At 60.2% G+C, this 19,625-nt stretch carries 19 protein-coding genes and 1 pseudogene; 11 read left to right on the forward strand and 9 right to left on the reverse strand.

Features of this window, described 5'->3' with window-relative positions:
- Positions 1-201 (forward strand): annotated as a pseudogene (locus tag ROE7235_RS14035) (IS630 family transposase); the annotation flags it as partial.
- Here the strand turns inward: ROE7235_RS14035 and ROE7235_RS14040 are convergent.
- From ROE7235_RS14040 to ettA, 6 genes are all read right to left on the reverse strand, one after another.
- Positions 167-1,666: an acyltransferase family protein gene (locus ROE7235_RS14040; RefSeq protein ID WP_121096138.1), complete on the reverse strand. Its 1,500-nt coding sequence runs from the start codon at positions 1,664-1,666 to the stop codon at positions 167-169. The pseudogene ROE7235_RS14035 and the gene ROE7235_RS14040 sit on opposite strands and share 35 nt — an antisense overlap.
- 76 nt (positions 1,667-1,742) lie before the next feature.
- Positions 1,743-2,432, reverse strand: coding sequence for a glycosyltransferase (locus ROE7235_RS14045; protein ID WP_121096164.1), 690 nt, complete (start codon positions 2,430-2,432; stop codon positions 1,743-1,745).
- A gap of 66 nt (positions 2,433-2,498) precedes the next feature.
- On the reverse strand, positions 2,499-3,812 hold the full coding sequence (locus ROE7235_RS14050) for a 3-deoxy-D-manno-octulosonic acid transferase (protein ID WP_121096139.1): 1,314 nt from the start codon (positions 3,810-3,812) through the stop codon (positions 2,499-2,501).
- A gap of 64 nt (positions 3,813-3,876) precedes the next feature.
- On the reverse strand, positions 3,877-4,131 hold the full coding sequence (locus ROE7235_RS14055; protein WP_121096140.1) for a CopG family antitoxin: 255 nt from the start codon (positions 4,129-4,131) through the stop codon (positions 3,877-3,879).
- Positions 4,088-4,390, reverse strand: a complete 303-nt coding sequence (locus ROE7235_RS14060) for a BrnT family toxin (RefSeq protein ID WP_121096141.1) — start codon at positions 4,388-4,390, stop codon at positions 4,088-4,090. Before ROE7235_RS14060 ends, ROE7235_RS14055 begins: the two co-directional genes overlap by 44 nt.
- 353 nt (positions 4,391-4,743) lie before the next feature.
- Positions 4,744-6,399, reverse strand: coding sequence for an energy-dependent translational throttle protein EttA (ettA, locus tag ROE7235_RS14065; RefSeq protein ID WP_121096142.1), 1,656 nt, complete (start codon positions 6,397-6,399; stop codon positions 4,744-4,746).
- A gap of 129 nt (positions 6,400-6,528) precedes the next feature.
- Between ettA and ROE7235_RS14070 the strand changes: the two genes are divergently transcribed.
- The 9 genes from ROE7235_RS14070 to ROE7235_RS14110 all read left to right on the forward strand — a co-directional run bounded on the left by ROE7235_RS14070 (position 6,529) and on the right by ROE7235_RS14110 (position 15,133).
- Positions 6,529-6,957 (forward strand): YHS domain-containing (seleno)protein, encoded by a 429-nt coding sequence (locus ROE7235_RS14070; protein WP_121096165.1) that lies wholly within the window; start codon positions 6,529-6,531, stop codon positions 6,955-6,957.
- Positions 6,958-7,065: 108 nt separating this feature from the next.
- On the forward strand, positions 7,066-7,845 hold the full coding sequence (locus tag ROE7235_RS14075) for an ABC transporter ATP-binding protein (RefSeq protein WP_121096143.1): 780 nt from the start codon (positions 7,066-7,068) through the stop codon (positions 7,843-7,845).
- Between the two features lie 18 nt (positions 7,846-7,863).
- Positions 7,864-8,601, forward strand: coding sequence for a transporter substrate-binding domain-containing protein (locus tag ROE7235_RS14080; RefSeq protein WP_121096144.1), 738 nt, complete (start codon positions 7,864-7,866; stop codon positions 8,599-8,601).
- Positions 8,602-8,649: 48 nt separating this feature from the next.
- Entirely contained in the window at positions 8,650-9,531 is an 882-nt protein-coding gene (locus ROE7235_RS14085; protein ID WP_121096145.1) for an ABC transporter permease, read from the forward strand.
- Positions 9,528-10,379, forward strand: coding sequence for an ABC transporter permease (locus ROE7235_RS14090; RefSeq protein ID WP_121096146.1), 852 nt, complete (start codon positions 9,528-9,530; stop codon positions 10,377-10,379). Before ROE7235_RS14085 ends, ROE7235_RS14090 begins: the two co-directional genes overlap by 4 nt.
- A 4-nt stretch (positions 10,380-10,383) precedes the next feature.
- Entirely contained in the window at positions 10,384-11,706 is a 1,323-nt protein-coding gene (locus tag ROE7235_RS14095) for a glutamine synthetase family protein (RefSeq protein WP_121096147.1), read from the forward strand.
- A gap of 96 nt (positions 11,707-11,802) precedes the next feature.
- On the forward strand, positions 11,803-12,489 hold the full coding sequence (locus ROE7235_RS14100) for a type 1 glutamine amidotransferase (protein WP_121096148.1): 687 nt from the start codon (positions 11,803-11,805) through the stop codon (positions 12,487-12,489).
- Positions 12,486-13,841, forward strand: a complete 1,356-nt coding sequence (locus ROE7235_RS14105; RefSeq protein ID WP_121096149.1) for a glutamine synthetase family protein — start codon at positions 12,486-12,488, stop codon at positions 13,839-13,841. The genes ROE7235_RS14100 and ROE7235_RS14105 overlap by 4 nt, the downstream gene beginning before the upstream one ends.
- Positions 13,838-15,133 carry an NAD(P)/FAD-dependent oxidoreductase gene (locus ROE7235_RS14110; protein WP_121096150.1) on the forward strand — a complete coding sequence of 432 codons (1,296 nt, stop codon included), beginning with the start codon at positions 13,838-13,840 and terminating at the stop codon, positions 15,131-15,133. Before ROE7235_RS14105 ends, ROE7235_RS14110 begins: the two co-directional genes overlap by 4 nt.
- Positions 15,134-15,136: 3 nt before the next feature.
- On the opposite strand, the gene phaR is transcribed toward ROE7235_RS14110, so the two are convergent.
- From phaR to ROE7235_RS14125, 3 genes are all read right to left on the reverse strand, one after another.
- Positions 15,137-15,676: a polyhydroxyalkanoate synthesis repressor PhaR gene (gene phaR / locus ROE7235_RS14115; protein WP_121096151.1), complete on the reverse strand. Its 540-nt coding sequence runs from the start codon at positions 15,674-15,676 to the stop codon at positions 15,137-15,139.
- 142 nt (positions 15,677-15,818) lie between these two features.
- Positions 15,819-16,265 carry a phasin family protein gene (locus tag ROE7235_RS14120; protein WP_121096152.1) on the reverse strand — a complete coding sequence of 149 codons (447 nt, stop codon included), beginning with the start codon at positions 16,263-16,265 and terminating at the stop codon, positions 15,819-15,821.
- 135 nt (positions 16,266-16,400) lie between these two features.
- The gene (locus tag ROE7235_RS14125) at positions 16,401-18,203 is read right to left on the reverse strand and encodes a PHA/PHB synthase family protein (RefSeq protein WP_121096153.1); all 1,803 of its coding nucleotides are present in this window, start codon (positions 18,201-18,203) and stop codon (positions 16,401-16,403) included.
- Positions 18,204-18,323: 120 nt separating this feature from the next.
- Here ROE7235_RS14125 and phaZ point away from each other — a divergent pair, with 120 nt between their 5' ends.
- Positions 18,324-19,604, forward strand: coding sequence for a polyhydroxyalkanoate depolymerase (gene phaZ / locus ROE7235_RS14130; RefSeq protein WP_121096154.1), 1,281 nt, complete (start codon positions 18,324-18,326; stop codon positions 19,602-19,604).
- The last annotated feature ends 21 nt before the right edge of the window (positions 19,605-19,625 follow it).

Below are 19,625 nucleotides of genomic sequence, written 5' to 3' on the forward strand. Positions count from 1 at the left end.
CTCAATCCAATTGAACGTCTTTGGGCGGTCTTGCACCATTATGTCACCCACAATCGCTACTACCGAAGTCAGAAGCAATTCGCCGACGCCATCCTTGCATTCATGCGTGAGACCATCCCGCAGGAATGGAAGAAATTCCGCGACAAGGTGTCAGATAACTTCCGCGTCATAACACACGAGAACTTTCGGGTTTTGGAGTAGAAGAAGTATAGCTACACTCCGCGTCCGGGGCGTCGGGGCGGCAACCGCCCCGCGTTAACCCGAATAGAAATGGTGCATCCGAGGACCGCAAAAGCGCTTCAGCCAGATCAATGGCATGACTATCACCGATCACCGCTATGCCCGGCCCGTGCAGATCGCGGCAACCGCGCAAACGCTGTTCAACGCCCTCGTCCAATGCATCCACGTTGAAGCGGCAAGCTCCGTTGTCAGAGCGGCGATCGATCTGGTCAGCTTGTTTAAGCACAGAATAGGTCTGGCGCTCAATTTCTGTTGCGCGGGCTAGCCAGATTTCGGCACGCCCTTCGGTTTGCAATCCCCAAATGCCGACCAGCACAAAGGCAGCGCTACCCGCAGCCGAGGCCGCGAAGACTTGTGCGCGCCGCGGCAGCCATGGACCTTGTGCCCGCATGCCCAACCGAAACGGACGCTCGACAAACCACCAAGTGCCAACTGCCAGTGCAAAGGTCAGCACGCACAGGGCGAGCATGACCGACGGCCCCGGTTCAGTTCCGTTCCAGATGCCGACAAAAGCGAATAACGGCTGATGCCACAAATAGGCGCTAAAGCTGACAAGCCCGATACCGACGAAACCGCGCCATGCCAGTATACGCCCGGTCAGCGTGTCCGTTCCGCCAAAAAGGATAACGACCACCACTCCAAATACCGGCAATAGCGTTGCATAGGATGGGAATGGCACGGATTTGTCATAGGCGAACACTGAGAGCAGGATTGCAGCCAATCCAAACGCGGCCAACCCCTCGCGCAGGATGCGTCCCAGACGGGCAAGTGCCGCGCGCATGCCGTCATCGCTCAATGCGAAAGCGCATAGCACCCCCGCCAGCAATTCCCACGCGCGGGTCGGAAAGAAGAAGAAGGTCTGTGCAGGTTTTACGCGCCACGCGAATTCGCTTAGCGCAAAACTGCCAAGCAGCAGGAAGACGCTGGTCCAGAATGCTCCGCGCCGCCCACCAAAACGCCATGCCAGAAACAGCACCGGCGGGAACAGGATGTAGAACTGCTCTTCTACCGCAAGCGACCAAGTATGCAGCAAAGGGTTTAATTCTGCCGACGGCGCGAAATAGTCGAGCCTGTCGATGAAAAGGATATTCGACAGAAACAACGCGACCGCAGCGGCGGTTTCTGCGAATTCCTCGAACGCACTCGGCAACAACAAGGCATGTGCGACTGGCACGCAAACCGCCATGACGAAGAACAGCGCGGGAAGAATGCGCCGCGCACGGCGTTCGAAGAACTGCCCGAAAGAGAACCGTTCAAGCGCCAGATCACGCAGGATGATAGATGTGATCAGGTATCCCGAAATGACGAAAAATACGTCAACCCCGACGAAACCGCCCTGAAACAAGGTGAAACCAGAGTGAAACAGAACAACCGGCACAATCGCAATCGCGCGCAAGCCGTCGATTTCAGGGCGGTGAGCGATCATCTTTTGCAATGTCCACAAAACAAGAAACCCCGTGGCCCCAGCGGGGCCATCGGGGCAAGGTCAAAGGCACTACTCTTTAGGCCTTAGCCTCGTATTCCGCAGCCTCTGCCAGCCATTCGGCGGCATAGTCTACGTTCTGCCATTCCTTGAACCATGGCCCGCCACGGGTGTGGTGCACGGCTTGCGGGAAACCCTCGGCAGGCTTGTCATACCAGCCTTCCAGCCAGTTCCAGCCCGTGGGCAGCGCGCCGATCTCGTCATCCTGCGCCCATTGCAGCCGGTGCAGATAAGCACCGGTTTCACGGTTCACCAATTCCGGTGTCAGTTGCTGCGTGCTCGGATGGCCACAATTCATCAGCATGAAAGACGACCAATTCTTGCGCGGATACGCCGATTGCGGCACGCCGTCCATCTTGGTGGTTTCCTTGGGCGTATAGTCATGCTGCACGACCATCACCGCTTTGGCCGGGTCCATGTACTGCTGCAACTCCGCGACATCGCCGAAGAACAGGAAATCGCAATCCACGAAAATTGCCCAGCCCTCATAGCCGGCCAGATGCGGCACCAGAAAGCGCGAATAGGTGAACTCGGTTGAGGCCAATGGGTCGATGTCACGCGTGTACAAGCCCTGATCCACCAGATCATCCAGCTTGATCGGGATCACCTCTACCGGGATCGTGGCGTGCTTTTCCAGCGACTGCTTGGCCACCTGATAGGCGATATCCTCGCGCGAATCCCAGCCGATATAAACCCGAAGCTTGTCCATGTCCCAGACCTTTCCATTGCTACGCCCCGTCATTACCCCGCCTTTAGCGCGGGGAAAACCGGTATTTCAGGTGCATCGATCCGTGGGCAACATCTTGCAAATCATTTGCTCTGCGCGCTCCAGCGGGGCCATGACCTGCGCTTGCACCTGTGCCGCGCCTGCCAGATAGGGTGCGCGGCAAGCTGGGTCCTGGGCGGCAATGACAGCATCCGTCATGGCTTTGGCATCGCTCACCCGCAGCGCCGCGCCCTGTTCAGCGAGCAGGTCATAGGCCGCGCGGAAATTGGCAACATGCGGCCCATGCACGACAAGAACGCCAAGGGCCACCGCCTCGAACGGGTTTTTGCCGGTCATGACGCGCCCGTCCAGCGGCAGTGACTGGCCCGGATAGGCCACCGGCACCAGCCGCAGCCAGACCCCCATCTCGCCCATGCTGTCGGCGATATAGACCTGCGTTTGCGCGGTGATGGGCTGCCCCTTGGACCGGCGGGCAATGCGCGCGGGGTCGAACACCGCACGCGCATCGGCCTCTGTGCGGTCGGCATCCTTCAACTGGCGCGGCGCGATAATCATCAACAGGTCGGGGCAATGCGCCAGCGCTTGGGCGTGCACCTGCATGACCTGCGCCTCTTCCTCTGTCCGGGTGGACGCAGCCAGCCAGCGCGGACGGTCGCCAATCTGCGCGGCGATTTCCGCACGCGCCTGTGGATGGTCCGGCGGCGGGGTCGAGGCCGCTTTCAACAGCCCCGTGACCTGCATCTTGCCCATCGGCGCGCCAATCTGGGCGAATAACGCGGCAGAACGGTCATCCTGCACATGGATTTCGCCAAACAGGTCCATCAGCCAGCCGTTTGCCTTGGCCGCGCGTTTGCGGTTGCGCAGGCGGCGGGGGGTGACATGGGCGTTGACGATGGCCATGGGGATGCCGCGCTTATGGGTTTCCGCCAGCAGACGGGGCCAAAGGTCCATTTCTGACAGCACGAACGCGTCCGGGCGCCAATGGTCGAGGAATCGCGCCACGGCACCGGGATAATCGGCGGGCGCGTAATGGTGGATGACGCGGGCGGGCAACTGGCGCTTGGCCATGGCATCGGCGGCGGCGCGGGTGATCGAGGTCAGCAGAAAATGCGTCTGCGGGCGGGTTTGCGACAGTCGCTCTAGCAGCGTCAACAGCACCGTCACCTCGCCCACGCTGACGCCGTGGAGCCACAGAAGTTCCCCCTCGGGGCGGGGTTGCGCCGGGTGGCCCCACCGCTCGGACAGGCGGGCGGGGTCTTCCTTGCCCTTCTTCGCACGCCACTTCAGCGCCGCGTGCCAGATCGGCGCGGACAGGCGCGAAAACGCCAGATAAGCCCGGATCAATGCCGGAGGCTGTCGCATGGTCTGGCCCCGTTGAGTGGTTCAGGGGCTTGTCGCCGATTGCGGGGGCGGGTGCAAGGTGGGGTTAGTTAAGGGCTTGTTCCAACGCCTCGCGGATCAAGCGCTGATAGGGAATGCCGCGCTCTTTGGCGCGGGCTTTCAGCGCCGCGATAAGGGGTTCGGGCAAGCGCATCGTCAGGCGAGCCGATTTGGGCAGGGTTTCAAACCGCATGGGTTTGAATTGCGCGAAATCGAGAGTGGAGAGGTCTTGGTCGAGAAAACCCTCCGCCTGCGCGTCAGTGGTCAGGACGGGAACGGATTTCGGGGAAGGTTTCGGCATAGCGGACCACCTCTCGGGCGTGCATGTATCGGGCGCTGATGGGACGGATTTTACCGTCTCGCCAGCAAAAAGCTATGAAGGCCGGGCGGCCCTCGGGTGTCATGCCGATTGCGACGAAACGCTGTTCGGCGATGGAGGAATGTTCCGGGTCAGGGGCAACATGGAGCCCTGCGCGGAACATGGCTTCAATCTGGACGCGCGTCAGACCGTGCTTCTCACATTTGGCACTGTTGCCGTGGTCCCAATCGAAGTTGATCATATGTATGTACAAATGTGCGGACGGTCAAGTATCGCACAGTTCTCGTACTATTCGTAGTGTCTGAAACCATTGATGATCCATTTTATCACAAAAGCTACCAAAAGCGCCCCAAGTGGCGGGCCGAAAGCAATCGAAGCTACTTCGGCCCATTGGTTTAGCTCTAGTGTTTTAGTTGCAGGCACTAAGTCCTCGAATTGACCTACACGAGCTCGATTAAGCGCTATCAACTCCTCGTAGGTATAAATGCTCGATAGCGCCACCCAAATGCAGGTCGATACTATCCACAACCGAAAAAGTCCGCGTTGATAGTCCAAACCATTCTCCAAGCTAGGTAAGCTACGCGCTTTTGCCGTCTACCTCGTAAACTTCTTATACTTCACCCGCTTCGGCTCCAGCGCGTCCGGCCCCAGACGGCGCTTCTTGTCTTCCTCATAGGCCGCGAAGTTACCCTCAAACCATTCGACATGCGCCTCGCCCTCAAAGGCCAGTATATGCGTGCACAGCCGGTCAAGGAAGAAGCGGTCGTGCGAAATGATGACCGCGCAGCCTGCGAAATCTTCCAGCGCCGCTTCCAGCGCTTGCAGCGTTTCCACGTCCAGATCGTTGGTCGGCTCGTCGAGAAGCAGGACATTCCCGCCCGCCCGCAACAGTTTCGCCATATGCACGCGGTTGCGCTCGCCGCCTGACAGCAGGCCGACTTTCTTTTGCTGGTCGCCGCCCTTGAAGTTGAAGGCAGAGCAATAGGCGCGGCTGTTCACCTCTGCGTCGCCCAGTTGGATAATGTCCAACCCGTCCGAAATTTCTTCCCACACAGTCTTGTTGCCATCCAACGCGTCGCGCGACTGGTCCACGTAGGATAGCTGCACAGTGTCGCCGAATTCGACCGTGCCTGCGTCGGGCTGTTCCTGCCCTGTCAGCATGCGGAACAGCGTCGATTTCCCCGCCCCGTTCGGCCCGATCACACCCACGATGCCGCCGGGCGGCAGCGCGAAGGACAGGTTTTCGATCAGCAGCTTATCCTCGAACCCTTTGCGCAGGTCGGTCACGTCGATGACCTTGCCGCCCAAGCGAGGGCCGTTGGGGATGATGATCTGCGCGCGGCCAACCTTCTCGCGCTCGGACTGGCCGGCTTTTTCCTCATAGGCGGAAATACGCGCCTTGGATTTGGTCTGACGTGCCTTGGCCCCGGCCCTGATCCATTCCAATTCGCGCTCCAGCGACTTCTGGCGCGATTTATCCTCGCGCGCTTCTTGGGCCAAGCGTTTGGCCTTTTGTTCCAGCCACGCCGAATAATTGCCCTCGTAAGGAATGCCACGCCCGCGGTCGAGTTCCAGAATCCAGCCGGTGATGTCATCGAGGAAGTAGCGGTCATGCGTGACGATCAGGATCGTGCCCTTGTAGTCGATCAGGTGCTGTTGCAGCCACGCGACCGTTTCAGCGTCCAGGTGGTTGGTGGGTTCGTCCAGCAGCAGCATGTCGGGCGCTTCCAGCAGCAGCTTGCACAGCGCCACGCGGCGGCGTTCACCCCCAGACAGGGTTTCGACATCGGCGCTGTCGGGCGGGCAGCGCAGCGCTTCCAGCGCGACATCGACCTGGCTGTCCAGATCCCACAGATTTTCCGCGTCGATCTGGTCTTGCAGCGCGGCCATTTCATCGGCGGTCTCATCGGAATAGTTCATGGCCAGCTCATTATAGCGGTCGAGCTTGCCCTGCTTTTCCGCCACGCCCAGCATGACATTACCGCGCACGTCGAGATCGGGGTCCAGATGCGGTTCCTGCGGCAGGTAGCCAACACGCGCGCCCTTGGCGGCCCAAGCTTCGCCGGTGAAATCCTTGTCAGCGCCGGACATGATGCGCAGAAGCGTCGATTTGCCCGCGCCGTTCACGCCGACCACGCCGATTTTCACGCCGGGCAGAAAGGACAGGCGGATGTTTTCAAAACACTTCTTGCCACCGGGATAGGTCTTGGACACGCCATCCATGTGGTAGACATATTGATACGACGCCATGGCATTTGCTCCTGATCTGTTTGGCCCGACACCTACAGCCGCAAAGGGTCTGTCGCAAGCCATTCACGCGAGGGTGATGTTACGCTTGGGGCATCGGCTGCGTAAGGTAGGGCAGTCACAATGGAGGATATGATGATCTCACGACGTGCAGTGTTGGCAGGGATGATGCTGGCCCTTCCCGGCGCGCAACTGATGGCACAGGCGGCACCGGCGCTCGACGGGCATGACCCGGTCGCCTACTTCACCGAAGGCGCACCGCGCCGGGGCGATCCCGCCCACGCGACCGACTGGGACGGACAGGTATGGCATTTTGCAAGTGCCGCCAACCGCGCGGCCTTTGTCGCGGACCCCGCGCGCTATGCCCCGCAATATGGCGCGAATTGCGCTTGGGCGGTGGCCGAAGGCTATCTGGCACCGATAGACCCGGACGCGTGGGCGATTGTCGATGGCAAGCTTTACCTGAATGCCAACCGCCGTATACAGCGCCGCTGGGAGCGCGACATTCCCGGCTTCATCACACGGGCCGATGCCAACTGGCCCGCGTTGCGCAACAACTAGGCAAATCGGCGCGACCCTGCGTCAGCTTGAGGCAAGGGGCGAAAGCACCCTTGCCATTGCTGTATTTTTAGGCAGAAATGGCGGGCAGGTTCAAACCAGCAAGGTCATATGCCCGACACGCCCGTTATCGAAATTCGCGATCTGCATAAGGCCTATGGGCCGCTGGAGGTGCTAAAGGGCGTAAGCCTTGCTGCGCAAAAGGGCGATGTGATTTCGCTGATCGGGTCGTCGGGATCCGGCAAGTCGACGCTTCTGCGCTGTTGCAACCTTCTGGAAGACAGCCAGCAAGGCGACATTCTGTTCGAAGGTGAACCCGTGCACTGGCGCGGGGCGGGAGCAGCCCGCCAGCCCGCAGACCGTGCGCAGGTCACGCGCATCCGCACAAACCTGTCGATGGTGTTCCAAAGCTTCAACCTGTGGTCCCATCTGAGCGTGTTGCAAAACGTCATGGAAGCGCCGTTGCATGTGTTGAAGCAAAACCTGGCAGAGGTTGAACCCCGCGCCCGTGCCATCCTCGACAAGGTCGGCATTGGTGACAAGGCCGATGTCTACCCGGCGCAAATGTCGGGCGGGCAGCAACAACGCGCGGCAATCGCCCGCGCCTTGTGCATGGAACCGCGCGCCCTTTTGTTTGATGAACCGACCTCGGCGCTGGACCCAGAACTGGAACAGGAAGTGGTGCGCGTGATCCAAGCGCTCGCGCAAGAAGGTCGCACCATGCTGATCGTCACCCATGACATGCGTCTGGCCGCTGATGTGTCCAACCATGTGGTGTTTCTGCACGATGGCCGGATAGAGGAAGAGGGGCCGCCCGACGCCTTGTTCGGCAATCCGCAATCGGCGCGGCTGAAACAGTTTCTCAGCCACAGCCAACCCAACCAACCATAACCCAACGGGAGTAATGACATGAAAAAACTGATCCTCGGCCTTGCCCTGACCGCCTTCGGCACTGGCACGGCACTGGCCCAAGACGTGGTGCGCATGGGGTCGGAAGGGGCCTACCCTCCGTATAACTTCATCAACGATGCGACAGGCGAGCTTGACGGGTTCGAGCGTGAACTGGGCGACGCGATTTGCGAGCGTGCGGGCCTGACCTGCGAATGGGTCATCAATGACTGGGACACAATCATCCCCAATCTGGTGTCGGGCAATTACGATACCATCATGGCTGGCATGAGCATCACCGAGGCCCGCCAGGAAGTGATCTCTTTCAGCCAGAATTACCTTCAGCCCGAACCCTCGGCCTTTATCGGGCTGGCGGGGGCTGATCCAGAAATGACCATGACCGGCGTTGTCGCCGCGCAATCCAACACGATCCAAGCAGGGTTCATTGCCGAATCCGAGGCCGACTTGCTGGAATTCCCCACCCCGGACGAAACCATCGCCGCCCTGCGCAATGGCGAGGTCGACGCGGTGTTGGCCGACAAAGCGTTTCTGGAACCCTATGTCGGCGACTCTGGCGGCGAACTGGTTTTCCTTGGGGATGACGTTCTGCTGGGCGATGGTATCGGCGTCGGAACCCGCCAGAGCGACGACGAATTGCGCGCCACGCTGGACGGGGTGATTGGGGAAATGAAGGCCGATGGCTCTCTCAACACCATGATCACCAAGTGGTTCGGCGACGAAACGCCGCTGTTCGAGTAAGGCACGCGTGCGGGGCCAACCCTTGGCCCCGCGCCACCGCCCGCGCGCATGTTCGGCTTTTGCTCAGACCCCTCTACCCTTGACGGCTTCAACTGGTTCGCCTGCTACCTGACATCTGCGACCCATCTGAACTTTTACGGGGCGTTCGTGCTGGTGATGGTTCTTCTGGCCGTCACCGCACCGGCGGCGCTTGGCATGGGGATGCTGGGCGCACTCGCGCTGCGGTCGCGCCTGTGGCCGCTTCAGGGGTTCGGCAAAATCTACGTCAATATCGTGCGCGGTGTGCCCGATATCGTGTTCTTCCTGTTCGTGCCCATCGCGCTGGGGCAAGGGCTGGAATGGATGCTGCATCAGGTCCGCTGCCCCGACTGGTCCGAACCGATCCGTCAGGGCACCGATTTTCTGGTCTGCCCCGAAGCCAAGATTCCGCCCAACGGCTCGCCGCAATGGCTGTATACCACCTATTCCTTCGGCATGGCGGTGCTGGCTTTCGCGCTGGTCTTCGGCGCATTTGTGGCCAACACGCTGCACGGCGCAATGCAAGCCGTGCCACGCGCCCAGGTCGAAACCGCCGAAGCTTATGGCATGACGCGCAGGCAAGCCTTTCGCCGCGTGGTGCTGCCGCAGATGTGGGTTTATGCGCTGCCGGGCCTGTCGAATATCTGGCAAATCCTGATCAAGGCGACGCCGCTTCTGTTCCTGCTGGGGCTGCAAGACATCGTCTATTGGGCGCGCGAATTGGGCGGGCAGAAAACTTCGCTTTTCAGTTATCCGCATCCCGATTGGCGCATGTGGTATTTTCTGGCGCTGCTGGTGTTTTACCTGTTCCTGACATGGGTGTCTGAGCGGGTCTTTGCATGGCTGGGCCGCCGCCTGTCGCATGGTCAGGCCACCGCCGCGGGTGAACGCCTGCGAAAGGCGGGCGCATGAGAACCTGTTGGGAGAGCTTTGAGGCGTATGCTTTCCGCGCGCTTGGGCGCGAGTTTGGTGAACGGCTGTTGCCACGCGGGCTGGACATTGCCTTTTGCGATCAGGTCTTCCTGATCGGGTCGGGCCTGATCTGGAACGTCTATTTCGCCGCTCTTGCCATTGCCATCGGCTTTGGTCTGGCCGTGGCGGTGGCCATGGCCCGGTTCAGCGAAAAGGCATGGGTGTCACGCGCCGCCGCGATCTTCATCTTCGTGTTTCGCGGCTCACCCTTGTTTATCCAGTTCTTCTTCTTTTACGCCGCTTTTGTGCTGCTCCCCCGCAACGGCATAGATATTCCCTTGGGTTTTATCACGCTGACGGTCGACACTTCGGCTCTGACCACGGCGCAGGTGGGGGGCGTTCTGGTGCTGGTGCTGAACACCACCGCCTATTCGGCGGAACTGTTTTACGGCGCGTTGCAATCCATCCCGAAGGGCGATCTGGAAGCGGCGGACGCTTATGGTATGCGCGGCTGGACCAAATTTCGCCGCGTGATCTTTCCCAATATGCTGCGGCTGTCATGGCCCAGCTACACGAATGAAGCGATCTTTCTGACCCATTCGACAACACTGGTATTCCTGTCCGCCTTTCCCGCCCGCCAACAGGTCGGAGAGGCGTTTTACTACGCCCGCTATTTCGTGGATCAGACCTTCAACCCGTTCGTGGCCTACCCGCTTGTGGCAGGGTATTTCGTGGCGCTGACCTTGGTCATCGTTGCGGGCTACGGGCTGGTCGGGCGACGGTTGAACCGGCATTTGCCACAGACGCGCCGCGCGCGCTTCCGCTTCCGTCCGCAATACATTCGCTGACAGCATGGTGGATCCGGACACACTGCGCCAGATCCGCGTGGTCATTCCCGACCTGAACGGGGTGGCCCGCGCCAAGCGGATGCCTGCTACGGCCTTGCCCAAGCTGCTGGCGGGGCAAGCCAAAATGCCGCTTTCCGCGCTCAATCTGGATATTCGCGGCAATGACATTGCCGACAGCCCCCTGTTGTTCGACAGCGGCGACGCCGACGGCTTTTTGCGGCCAACCCCGCGCGGGCTGTTGCCCATGCCATGGATCGGGCCGGAGGCCGCGATGCTGCCCATGGCTATGCACCTAGAGGACGGGACACCCTTTGCGGGTGACGGGCGGCACGCCTTGGCGGCGGTGGTGGACCGGCTTGCCGCACGCGGGCTGACCGCCGTCACCGCGACAGAGCTGGAATTCTACCTTATCGACGATAGCGCGGGCCCCTTCCAACCGCCCGCAAACCCCACGACGGGGCGGCGCAGCACAGGTGCCGCCACGCTGTCGATGCAGGTGCTCGATACGTTCAACGGCTTTTTCGACGCGCTCTATGACGGGTGCGAGGCGCTGGGAATTCGCGCCGATACCGCCACGTCAGAAGCAGGGCCGGGCCAGTTCGAGATCAATCTTGACCACGGCCCCGACCCGCTGCGCATGGCCGATGATACATGGCTGTTCAAGCTGTTGGTGCGCAGGTTGGCGCGCGCGCACGGGCTGGCGGCAAGTTTCATGGCCAAGCCCTATTCCGATGCATCCGGCAGCGGGTTGCACGTTCATGCGTCGCTGTTGGACCGTGACGGGCGCAATGTGTTCGACAATGGCATGCGCGAAGGGTCCGAACTTTTGCGCCATGCCATCGGCGGCGTGCTGGCGACAATGGCCGATGCCACGCTTGTGTTTGCCCCCCATGCGGGCAGCTACGACCGACTGGTGCCAGAGGCGCACGCGCCCACGGGCGTGGGCTGGGCGTATGAAAACCGCACGGCATCGGTTCGGGTGCCCAATGGTCCGCCTGCCGCGCGGCGGCTGGAACACCGTGTGCCGGGGGGCGACGCGAACCCATACCTTGCGCTTGCCGCTATCCTTGGCGGGATGGAACTTGGCCTGGCCGACGGCATCGCCCCGCCTGCCCCGCTCACCGGAAATGCCTATGCCCAAACACTACCGCAGATCCCGGCCAATTGGGACGCAGCGATCACGCGCTTCGCAGCATCCAAGCTGATGCCGCGCTTGTTCCCGTTGCGGCTGATCGACAATTTCACCCGCACCAAGCGCCAAGAGATCGCGGCTCTTGGCGGGGCAGACCCGCAAGAACTGCTGACGCTCTACCTTGACAGTCTGTAGCTGGCTTGCGGCTTTCTGGATGTCCGGTGACGGCCTTGCACGCGGGCCGGACGCACGATAGCGTCAAGCAAACCCGAACCCCGAAAGACCCATGCCATGCAGATCGGTATCCTCGAATGCGGGCGCCTGCCCGACGAGATGAGCGCAACACTCGGCCAATACCCGCCCATGTTCGAACGCCTGTTGGCGGGCCATGGCTTTCGCTTCCGCTCTTGGCATGTCGAGGGGATGGACTTTCCAGATAGCGTGACAGCGGCGGACGGGTGGCTTATCACAGGGTCGCGCCATGGCGCCTATGAGGATCACGCCTTCATCCCGCCCTTGGAAGCGTTTATCCGCGACGCGTTCGCGGCGCATGTTCCCGTCGTGGGCATTTGCTTTGGCCATCAGATCATGGCGCAGGCCCTTGGCGGACGTGTCGAGAAATTTGCGGGTGGCTGGGCGGTTGGCGCACAGGATTATGACTTCGACACCGGTCCGATCCGGTTGAACGCATGGCATCAGGATCAGGTCGTCACCCCACCCGAAACCGCGCAGACCGTGGCACGCAACGCGTTTTGCGCCCATGCGGGGCTGCTGTATCCCGGCCAAGGGTTTTCCGTGCAGGCGCATCCCGAATTTCCAGACTCAGTTGTGCAGGGCCTTATCGACCATCGTGGCCCCGGCATTGTGCCCGACCCGTTACTAAAAGCCGCGCAATCAGGTCTTGGCCGCGCGGACAGCCAGCCGGTTGCCCAGCGCATCGCAAGTTTTTTCAGGCATAACGCGCAGGTGCGGGCATGAGCAACTGGCACGACCAGATTCCCCAGACCGCGCGCGACTATCTGGAAGGGCGCAGGCTCGACGAGGTGGAATGCATCATTGCCGATATGGCGGGCGTCGCCCGCGGCAAGGCCATGCCCGCCTTCAAATTCGATGACAGTTCCAAGTATTACTTGCCCACCTCCATCTTTTCGCAAACCATCACCGGGGGCTGGGCCGAAATCCGGGACGGGACCGACCTGGAACCTGACATGATCATGCGGCCCGATTTTACCACCGCCACCGCCGCGCCGTGGACCGCCGACTGGACATTGCAGATCATCCACGACGCCGAAAACGCCGATGGCACCCCCATCCCGACTGCGCCGCGCAATGTGCTGAAGCGTGTGCTCGACCTATATCATGCCAAGGGGTGGCAACCCGTTGTTGCGCCAGAGATGGAGTTCTTTTTCGTCGGCCGCAACATAGATCCGAACATGCCGATCATCCCGCCGATGGGCCGCACGGGGCGGCGCGCGGCGGCGCGGCAGGCCTATTCCATGTCGGCCGTTGATGAATACGGCAAGGTCATCGACGACATCTACGATTTCGCCGAAGCCATGGGGCTGGAGATTGACGGCATCTTGCAAGAGGGCGGCGCAGGGCAAGTCGAAATCAACCTTGCCCATGGCGACCCTTTGGTGCTGGCCGATCAGGTCTTTTACTTCAAGCGCATGATCCGCGAAGCCGCGCTCCGCCACGACATGTTCGCCACCTTCATGGCCAAACCCATAGAGGGCGAACCGGGCAGTGCGATGCATATGCATCATTCCGTGCTGGACATGGCCACCGGCGCGAACCTGTTTTCGACCGAAGCCGGGGCCAGCACCGACGCATTCTTGCATTTCATCGGCGGGTTGCAGCGGCATCTGCCGTCAGCGGTGGCACTGATCGCCCCCTATGTTAACAGCTACCGCCGCTACGTTCCCGATTTCTCTGCACCCATCAATCTGGAATGGGGGCATGACAACCGCACGACAGGGCTGCGCGTGCCGATCTCGACGCCCAATGCGCGGCGGGTCGAAAACCGTCTGGCAGGCATGGATTGCAATCCCTATCTGGGCATCGCCGCCTCGCTTGCTTGCGGGTATCTGGGCCTGACAGAGCAGGAAGGACCGCGCGACGAATGCCGCACCAGTGCCTATATGGACGAAGACGAGTTGCCCCGCACCTTGGGCGATGCCGTCACCCTGTTCGAAGATGCGACTGCGCTTCACGAGATCCTTGGCGCGGATTTCTGCCAGACCTATGCTGCCGTGAAACGTGACGAATATCACGAGTTTCTGCAGGTCATCAGCCCGTGGGAGCGCGAACATCTGCTGCTGAATGTATGAACCTTCTGTTTGCCAATGACCGCGCGGGGCATTACCCGACCAGCTACTACGCCGCGACTGCCCACCCGCTGCCTGTGCAACCGCCCCTGAAAGGGGCTACGCGTGCGGATGTGTGTATTATTGGCGGGGGCTATACCGGCCTGTCGGCGGCGCTTCATCTGGCAGAACGGGGCTACAGCGTGCGCTTGCTGGAGGCGCACCGTGTAGGCTTCGGGGCATCGGGCCGCAATGGCGGCCAGATTGGTCCGGGCCAACGCATTGAACAAGACGCGATAGAGCGAATGGTCGGGCGCGCGGATGCGCGCGCGCTTTGGCAGATGGGGCTGGATGCACGCGATCTGGTCCATGACCTGATTGCACGCCACGGCATGGAATGCCCTGTCGCACCCGGCGTCATCCATGCCGACTGGCAGGCCGACGGCGTGCGCCACAGCCATGCCTATGCGGAAAAGCTGGCGCGTGAATATGCGTATCAAGATCTGGAACCGCTTGACCGCGCGCAGATACAGGACATCGTGCGATCGGACGCATATAAAGGCGGCGTTCTGGACCATGGCGCAGGCCACCTGCACCCGTTACGCTATACGCTCGGGCTGGCGAAGGCCGCGCTTGCAGCCGGAGCCGTCATCCATGAAAACGCCCTTGTGGTCGCGCTAGAACGTGGCGCCAAGCCGATTATCCGCACCCAAACCGGGCATGTGCAGGCCGATCATGTCATTCTGGCCGCGAACGGTTATCTAGGCGGGCTGGAACGGCGGGTGGCGAGCAAAGTGATGCCGATCAACAATTTTATCGTGGCCACACAACCGCTGCCGGACGGCACTGTGCTGACCCGCAACCACGCCGTTGCCGATAGTAAATTCGTCATCAACTATTTCCGGCTGTCCGATGACAACCGGCTGCTGTTCGGGGGCGGCGAAAGCTATGGCTACCGTTTTCCCGACATTGTCCGCACCGTGCGCAAACCCATGCTGCAAGTGTTCCCGCAACTGGCAGAGGCCAAGATCGACTATGCTTGGGGCGGCACATTGGCGATAACGCGCGCGCGCCTGCCCTGTTTCATGCGGGTCGCGCCCAATATCCTGTCGGCGTCGGGCTATTCCGGTCATGGTGTCGCGCTTGCCACGCTCGCCGGGCGTATCATGGCCGAAACCGTGGCGGGGCAAAGCGAAAGGTTCGACCTTGTCAGCAGGCTTCCGCTTGCGACCTTCCCCGGCGGGCAAAGCTTGCGCAGCCCTCTGCTTGCCCTCGCGATGACGTGGTTTGGCTTGCGGGACCGGCTCGGGCTGTAGCCCCTACTTGTTCATCTTGGACAGCTTATCCTGCAACTCTGACAGTTGTTTCTTGATCTCGTCCAGATCGTCGCCAGTGGCCTTTTCATCGGTTTCGGGCGCTCCGGGCCAACCGGCCATCATGGTTTTCATGAAGGCTTGTTGCTGGCGCTGCATTTCGTCAAAGCCTGGCATGGCGGCCATGGGATTGGCGCGGGTCATGTTGTCCACAATCTGGGACTGCCCCTCTCGCAGCATTTCAAACGACATGGCCAGAAACTGCGGCACAACGCTTTGCGCTTGCGTCGTGTAGCTGCGCACGAGATCGGTCAGCACTTCGATGGGGAGAACGCTTTCGCCACGGCTTTCATGTTCCGCCACGATCTGAAGCAGGTATTGCCGCGTCAGGTCGTCCCCGGATTTCAGATCGACGATCTGAACCTCGCGCCCATCGCGGATGAAACCTGCAATATCTTCCAGCGTCACGTAATCGCTGGTTTCGGTGTTGTACAGTCGGCGGCTGGCATAGCGCTTTATCAGCAGCGGTTTTGCGTCTTGTGACACGAGGCCCCCTCCCTTGGGTTTTGCGGTGCAGCAGAGCCTAGGGGAGGTTTGCGCAAAAGAAAAGGGCGCGCATTATCTGCGCACCCTTAGGTCGCGGTTACCTGTCGGGAGGAACAGGCCCGCGGGAGAGAACTGACGCGCCTTACTTGGCGGAGGCAGCTTTCGTTGCTTTGGTTGCCGTGTCGGTGGCTTTCTTGACAGCAGCAGTGGTTTCTTCCTGCATGTCTTTGCCAGCAGCCATCAGCAGCTCAACGGTGTCCATCTGGACTTTTTTCGCGATTTCAGCGAAAGCAGCGACGTGCTCGGCAGCGGTTTCAGCCGAAGCGGATGCAAAATCGGTCATCGCTTTGGAGTAGTCAGCCGGATCTTCTTTCGCGGTCGACAGATCGCCAGCTTTTGCCAGTGTCTCTTTGGTCCACTTGGTCGAAACTTCGGTCGACTTTTCAGCAGCTTCCAGAGCAACTTTGCTCATTTTCTCTGCGACAGCGGCTTGGGTTTTGAACATGTCGGTGAACGCCGTGGTGTCCATCGGCATTGCGCCCATCATGTCTTTCATCATTTTGGTGTAATCAGCGGTGTTGGCAGCCATTGTGCTTCTCCTAATGTCATCTTGCGGCAGGTTCCTTCGTGGCCCCTGCGTCTGAACACAATATGCATGCTGCACCGCAGCATTTCAATCTTTTTTTCTGCACTGCAGCATATTTTTTGCCGTCACCTTGCAAGCCTATGACATTTCTTCATTTTTTGTGCTGATCACATAGGTGCCCGGCGCATCTGCAAGCGCTGGGTAGTCCGAATCACCCGGTGTGCGGGCCGCGATCTTCGCGCCAGACCGCCTGCCAAGCCATGCTTCCCAACGTGGCCACCAGGATCCCTCGTTAAACTCGGCCGCCTCGATCCAGTCTTCTGAGGTACCCTGCACCTCTGGCCCGGCATGGTGGCCGTATTTCTTTTTCGACGGCGGGTTGATGATACCCGCGATGTGCCCTGACTGTGACCGGATGAAAGTCTTGTCGCGGCTGCCCATCTTGGCCACGCCGCGAAAGCTGGATTTCCATGCCGCGATATGATCGGTCTCGCAGGCCACCGCAAAGAGTGGATGTTTCACATCCGCGAGCGACACGTCTTCCCCGCAGATGCGGAACGTCGCCCCTGCGAAGCGATCTTGCTGACATAGCCCGCGCAGATATTCCACGCACATCTTGCCCGGCAGGTTGGTGCCGTCCCCGTTCCAATACAGCAAGTCAAAGGCGGGCGGCGCCTCGCCCATCATGTAGCTGCGAATGGCCGGGCCATAGATCAGATCGTTCGACCGCAGGTAAGAGAAGGTCCGCGACATGAAGAAACTGTCCAGATACCCGCTCTCATTGCACTCGGCTTCGATCCCGTCGACGAAATCATCTTCCAGGAACACACCCACTTCACCCCGGTTCGAAAAATCGGTCAGGGTGGTGAAGAAGGTGGCGGACCTTACGGACTTATCCTTGCGTTTATTCATGAGCGCCAAGGTCAGCGCCAGCGTCGTCCCGGCAATGCAGTAGCCGATCACGTTGACCTGTGGCTCTCCCGTGATCTCGCGCGCGACGCGAATTGCCTCCAGATACCCGTCCTCGACATAGTCATCCATGCCGATATCGGCGTAGCTGGCGTCGGGGTTGACCCAAGACACTACGAACAGCGTATAACCTTGGTCGACGATCCACTTGATCAAGCTGTTCTGGGGCTTGAGGTCCATAACGTAAAACTTGTTGATCCATGGCGGGAAAATCACCAAAGGCGTGCGGTGCACCTGTTCGGTTGTCGGCGCGTATTGGATCAATTCGAACATCTTGTTGCGGAACACGACCTTGCCGGGCGTGGTGGCAAGGTTCTGTCCCAGCGTGAACGCTTCCTTGTCCGATAACGTGACCTGCACCTCGCCCTTGTTCGCCTCGACATCGCGGACAAGGTTTTCCAAGCCGCGCACAAGGCTTTCGCCCTCGGTCTCGACCGCTTTCATCAGTGCGTCGGGGTTGGTCGCCAGGAAATTCGTCGGCGCCATCATGTCCACCAACTGCGTGGTGAAATACTGCAAGCGGCGCTTTTCGCGCTCATCGACAGAGTCCATTCCCTCTATCGCGTCCTGCATGGATTCCGACGCGATCAGGTATTGCTGCTTGATGTAGTTGAAATAGGGATGGCTCTTCCAGAGCGGGTTGGCAAACCGGCGGTCGTCAGGGGTTTCGTCCTCTGGGGCTTTCAACTTTCCGCTTTGCAGTGCCTTTTGCGCTTCAAGATGGTGTTTGAGCGATTTGCCCCAAAATTCCAGCTGTTGTTCCAGCGCCTTGGACGGATCCTTGGCCATTTCTGTCCAATACGCTGTGACACCGTGCAAAAACAAATCAGGATCAGGGGCCTGCAAGCTGGGCCGCGGTGGCGTGCGATGGGCCAGGGCGGCGGTCAGACGCTCTGTCAGCGCCTCGACCCGAGCCATATTCTCTTTCAGGCGTTCAGCTTTTTTATCATCATCATATTCAGAAGTTGTCATGAAGAAGATTTCCCCCTACCCTTTGCATGCGCAGCATCCCTCGGGTTACGATAGACGCCGCGCAACTTGAGTTAAAGGGACGATTGCCGTTACCTGTTCGAGCGTTGGAAGGATACCCGTATGAAGGGCATGGTCACTTATGACATGATGGAAGCCATTCGTAATAGTAACGAATGGATGGGTGCGTCCGCACGGGCCTTTGCGTCTTACCCTGTCTGGGGGTTGGTGCCGCACCCCATGTTCAAGGTCATGTCTGCCTGGGGGCGTGTCACTGAGCGCAGTTTCGCGCGCATGGTCATCAAGCCCGACTGGAACATCAGTTCGGTCGTGACAGAAGATGGCCGCGATCACGTGGTTGAAGAAGTCGTTGAAATGCAACGCCCTTTTGGCGACCTTCTGCGCTTTCGCGTCAGCGGCCGCCCGGAAAAGCCGCGCCGTGTCCTGCTATGCGCGCCGATGTCGGGGCATTACGCGACGCTGCTGCGCTCTACCGTGACAAGCCTGCTGCCCGATTGCGAAGTCTGGGTGACGGATTGGCACAATGCGCGCGACATTCCGGTGTCCGAAGGCAAGTTCGATATCGAGGATTACACCCTCTACCTGACTGAATTCATGCGCCACCTTGGCCCGGACACCCATGTGATCGCGATCTGCCAGCCGGTGCCGTTGGCGCTGGCCGCAACCGCGTATCTGGCAGAGCTGGAACCCGAATCGCAACCCCGCACCCTGACCCTGATCGGCGGCCCGGTAGACCCCGACGCCGCCCCGACAGAGGTCACGGATTTTGGCGAGCGTGTGACCATGGGGCAACTAGAACACCTGGCCATCCAGCGCGTCGGGTTCAAATATAGTGGCGTTGGCCGGCTGGTCTATCCGGGTCTGTTGCAGCTTGGCGGCTTCATCTCGATGAACATGGAGCGGCACGCGCAGGCTTTCTCTGACAAGATCGTGGCCGAAGCCCATGGCGACGGGGGCGAGCGTGACAAGCATAACCGCTTCTATGACGAATACCTGTCTGTCATGGACATGACCGCAGAGTTCTATCTGTCGACTGTAGAACGCATTTTCAAAGACCGTGAGATTGCGCGCAACGCATTCATGGTCGATGGACACGAAGTGGACATCGGCAAGATTACGAATGTCGCGGTGAAAATCGTTGAGGGCGAAAAAGACGACATCAGCGCGCCGGGTCAGTGCCTTGCCGCGCTTGATCTGCTGACCGGGCTGAACGACTCGCAAAAGGCAAGCCACCTTGAACCCGGCGCCGGCCATTACGGGATTTTCGCTGGAAAATCATGGCGCAACAACATTCGCCCGCTGGTCATGGAATTCATGGACACGCATTCCGGCAATGGCGGTAGTGGCAAGCGCAGGCTGACGGTCGCGGCCTCGAACGGATAACCCGCCGAGTCGAAAACAATA

Origin of the sequence: Roseinatronobacter ekhonensis (assembly GCF_900499075.1) — a bacterium.
In the GTDB taxonomy this organism is placed as follows: Bacteria; Pseudomonadota; Alphaproteobacteria; order Rhodobacterales; family Rhodobacteraceae; genus Roseinatronobacter; species Roseinatronobacter ekhonensis.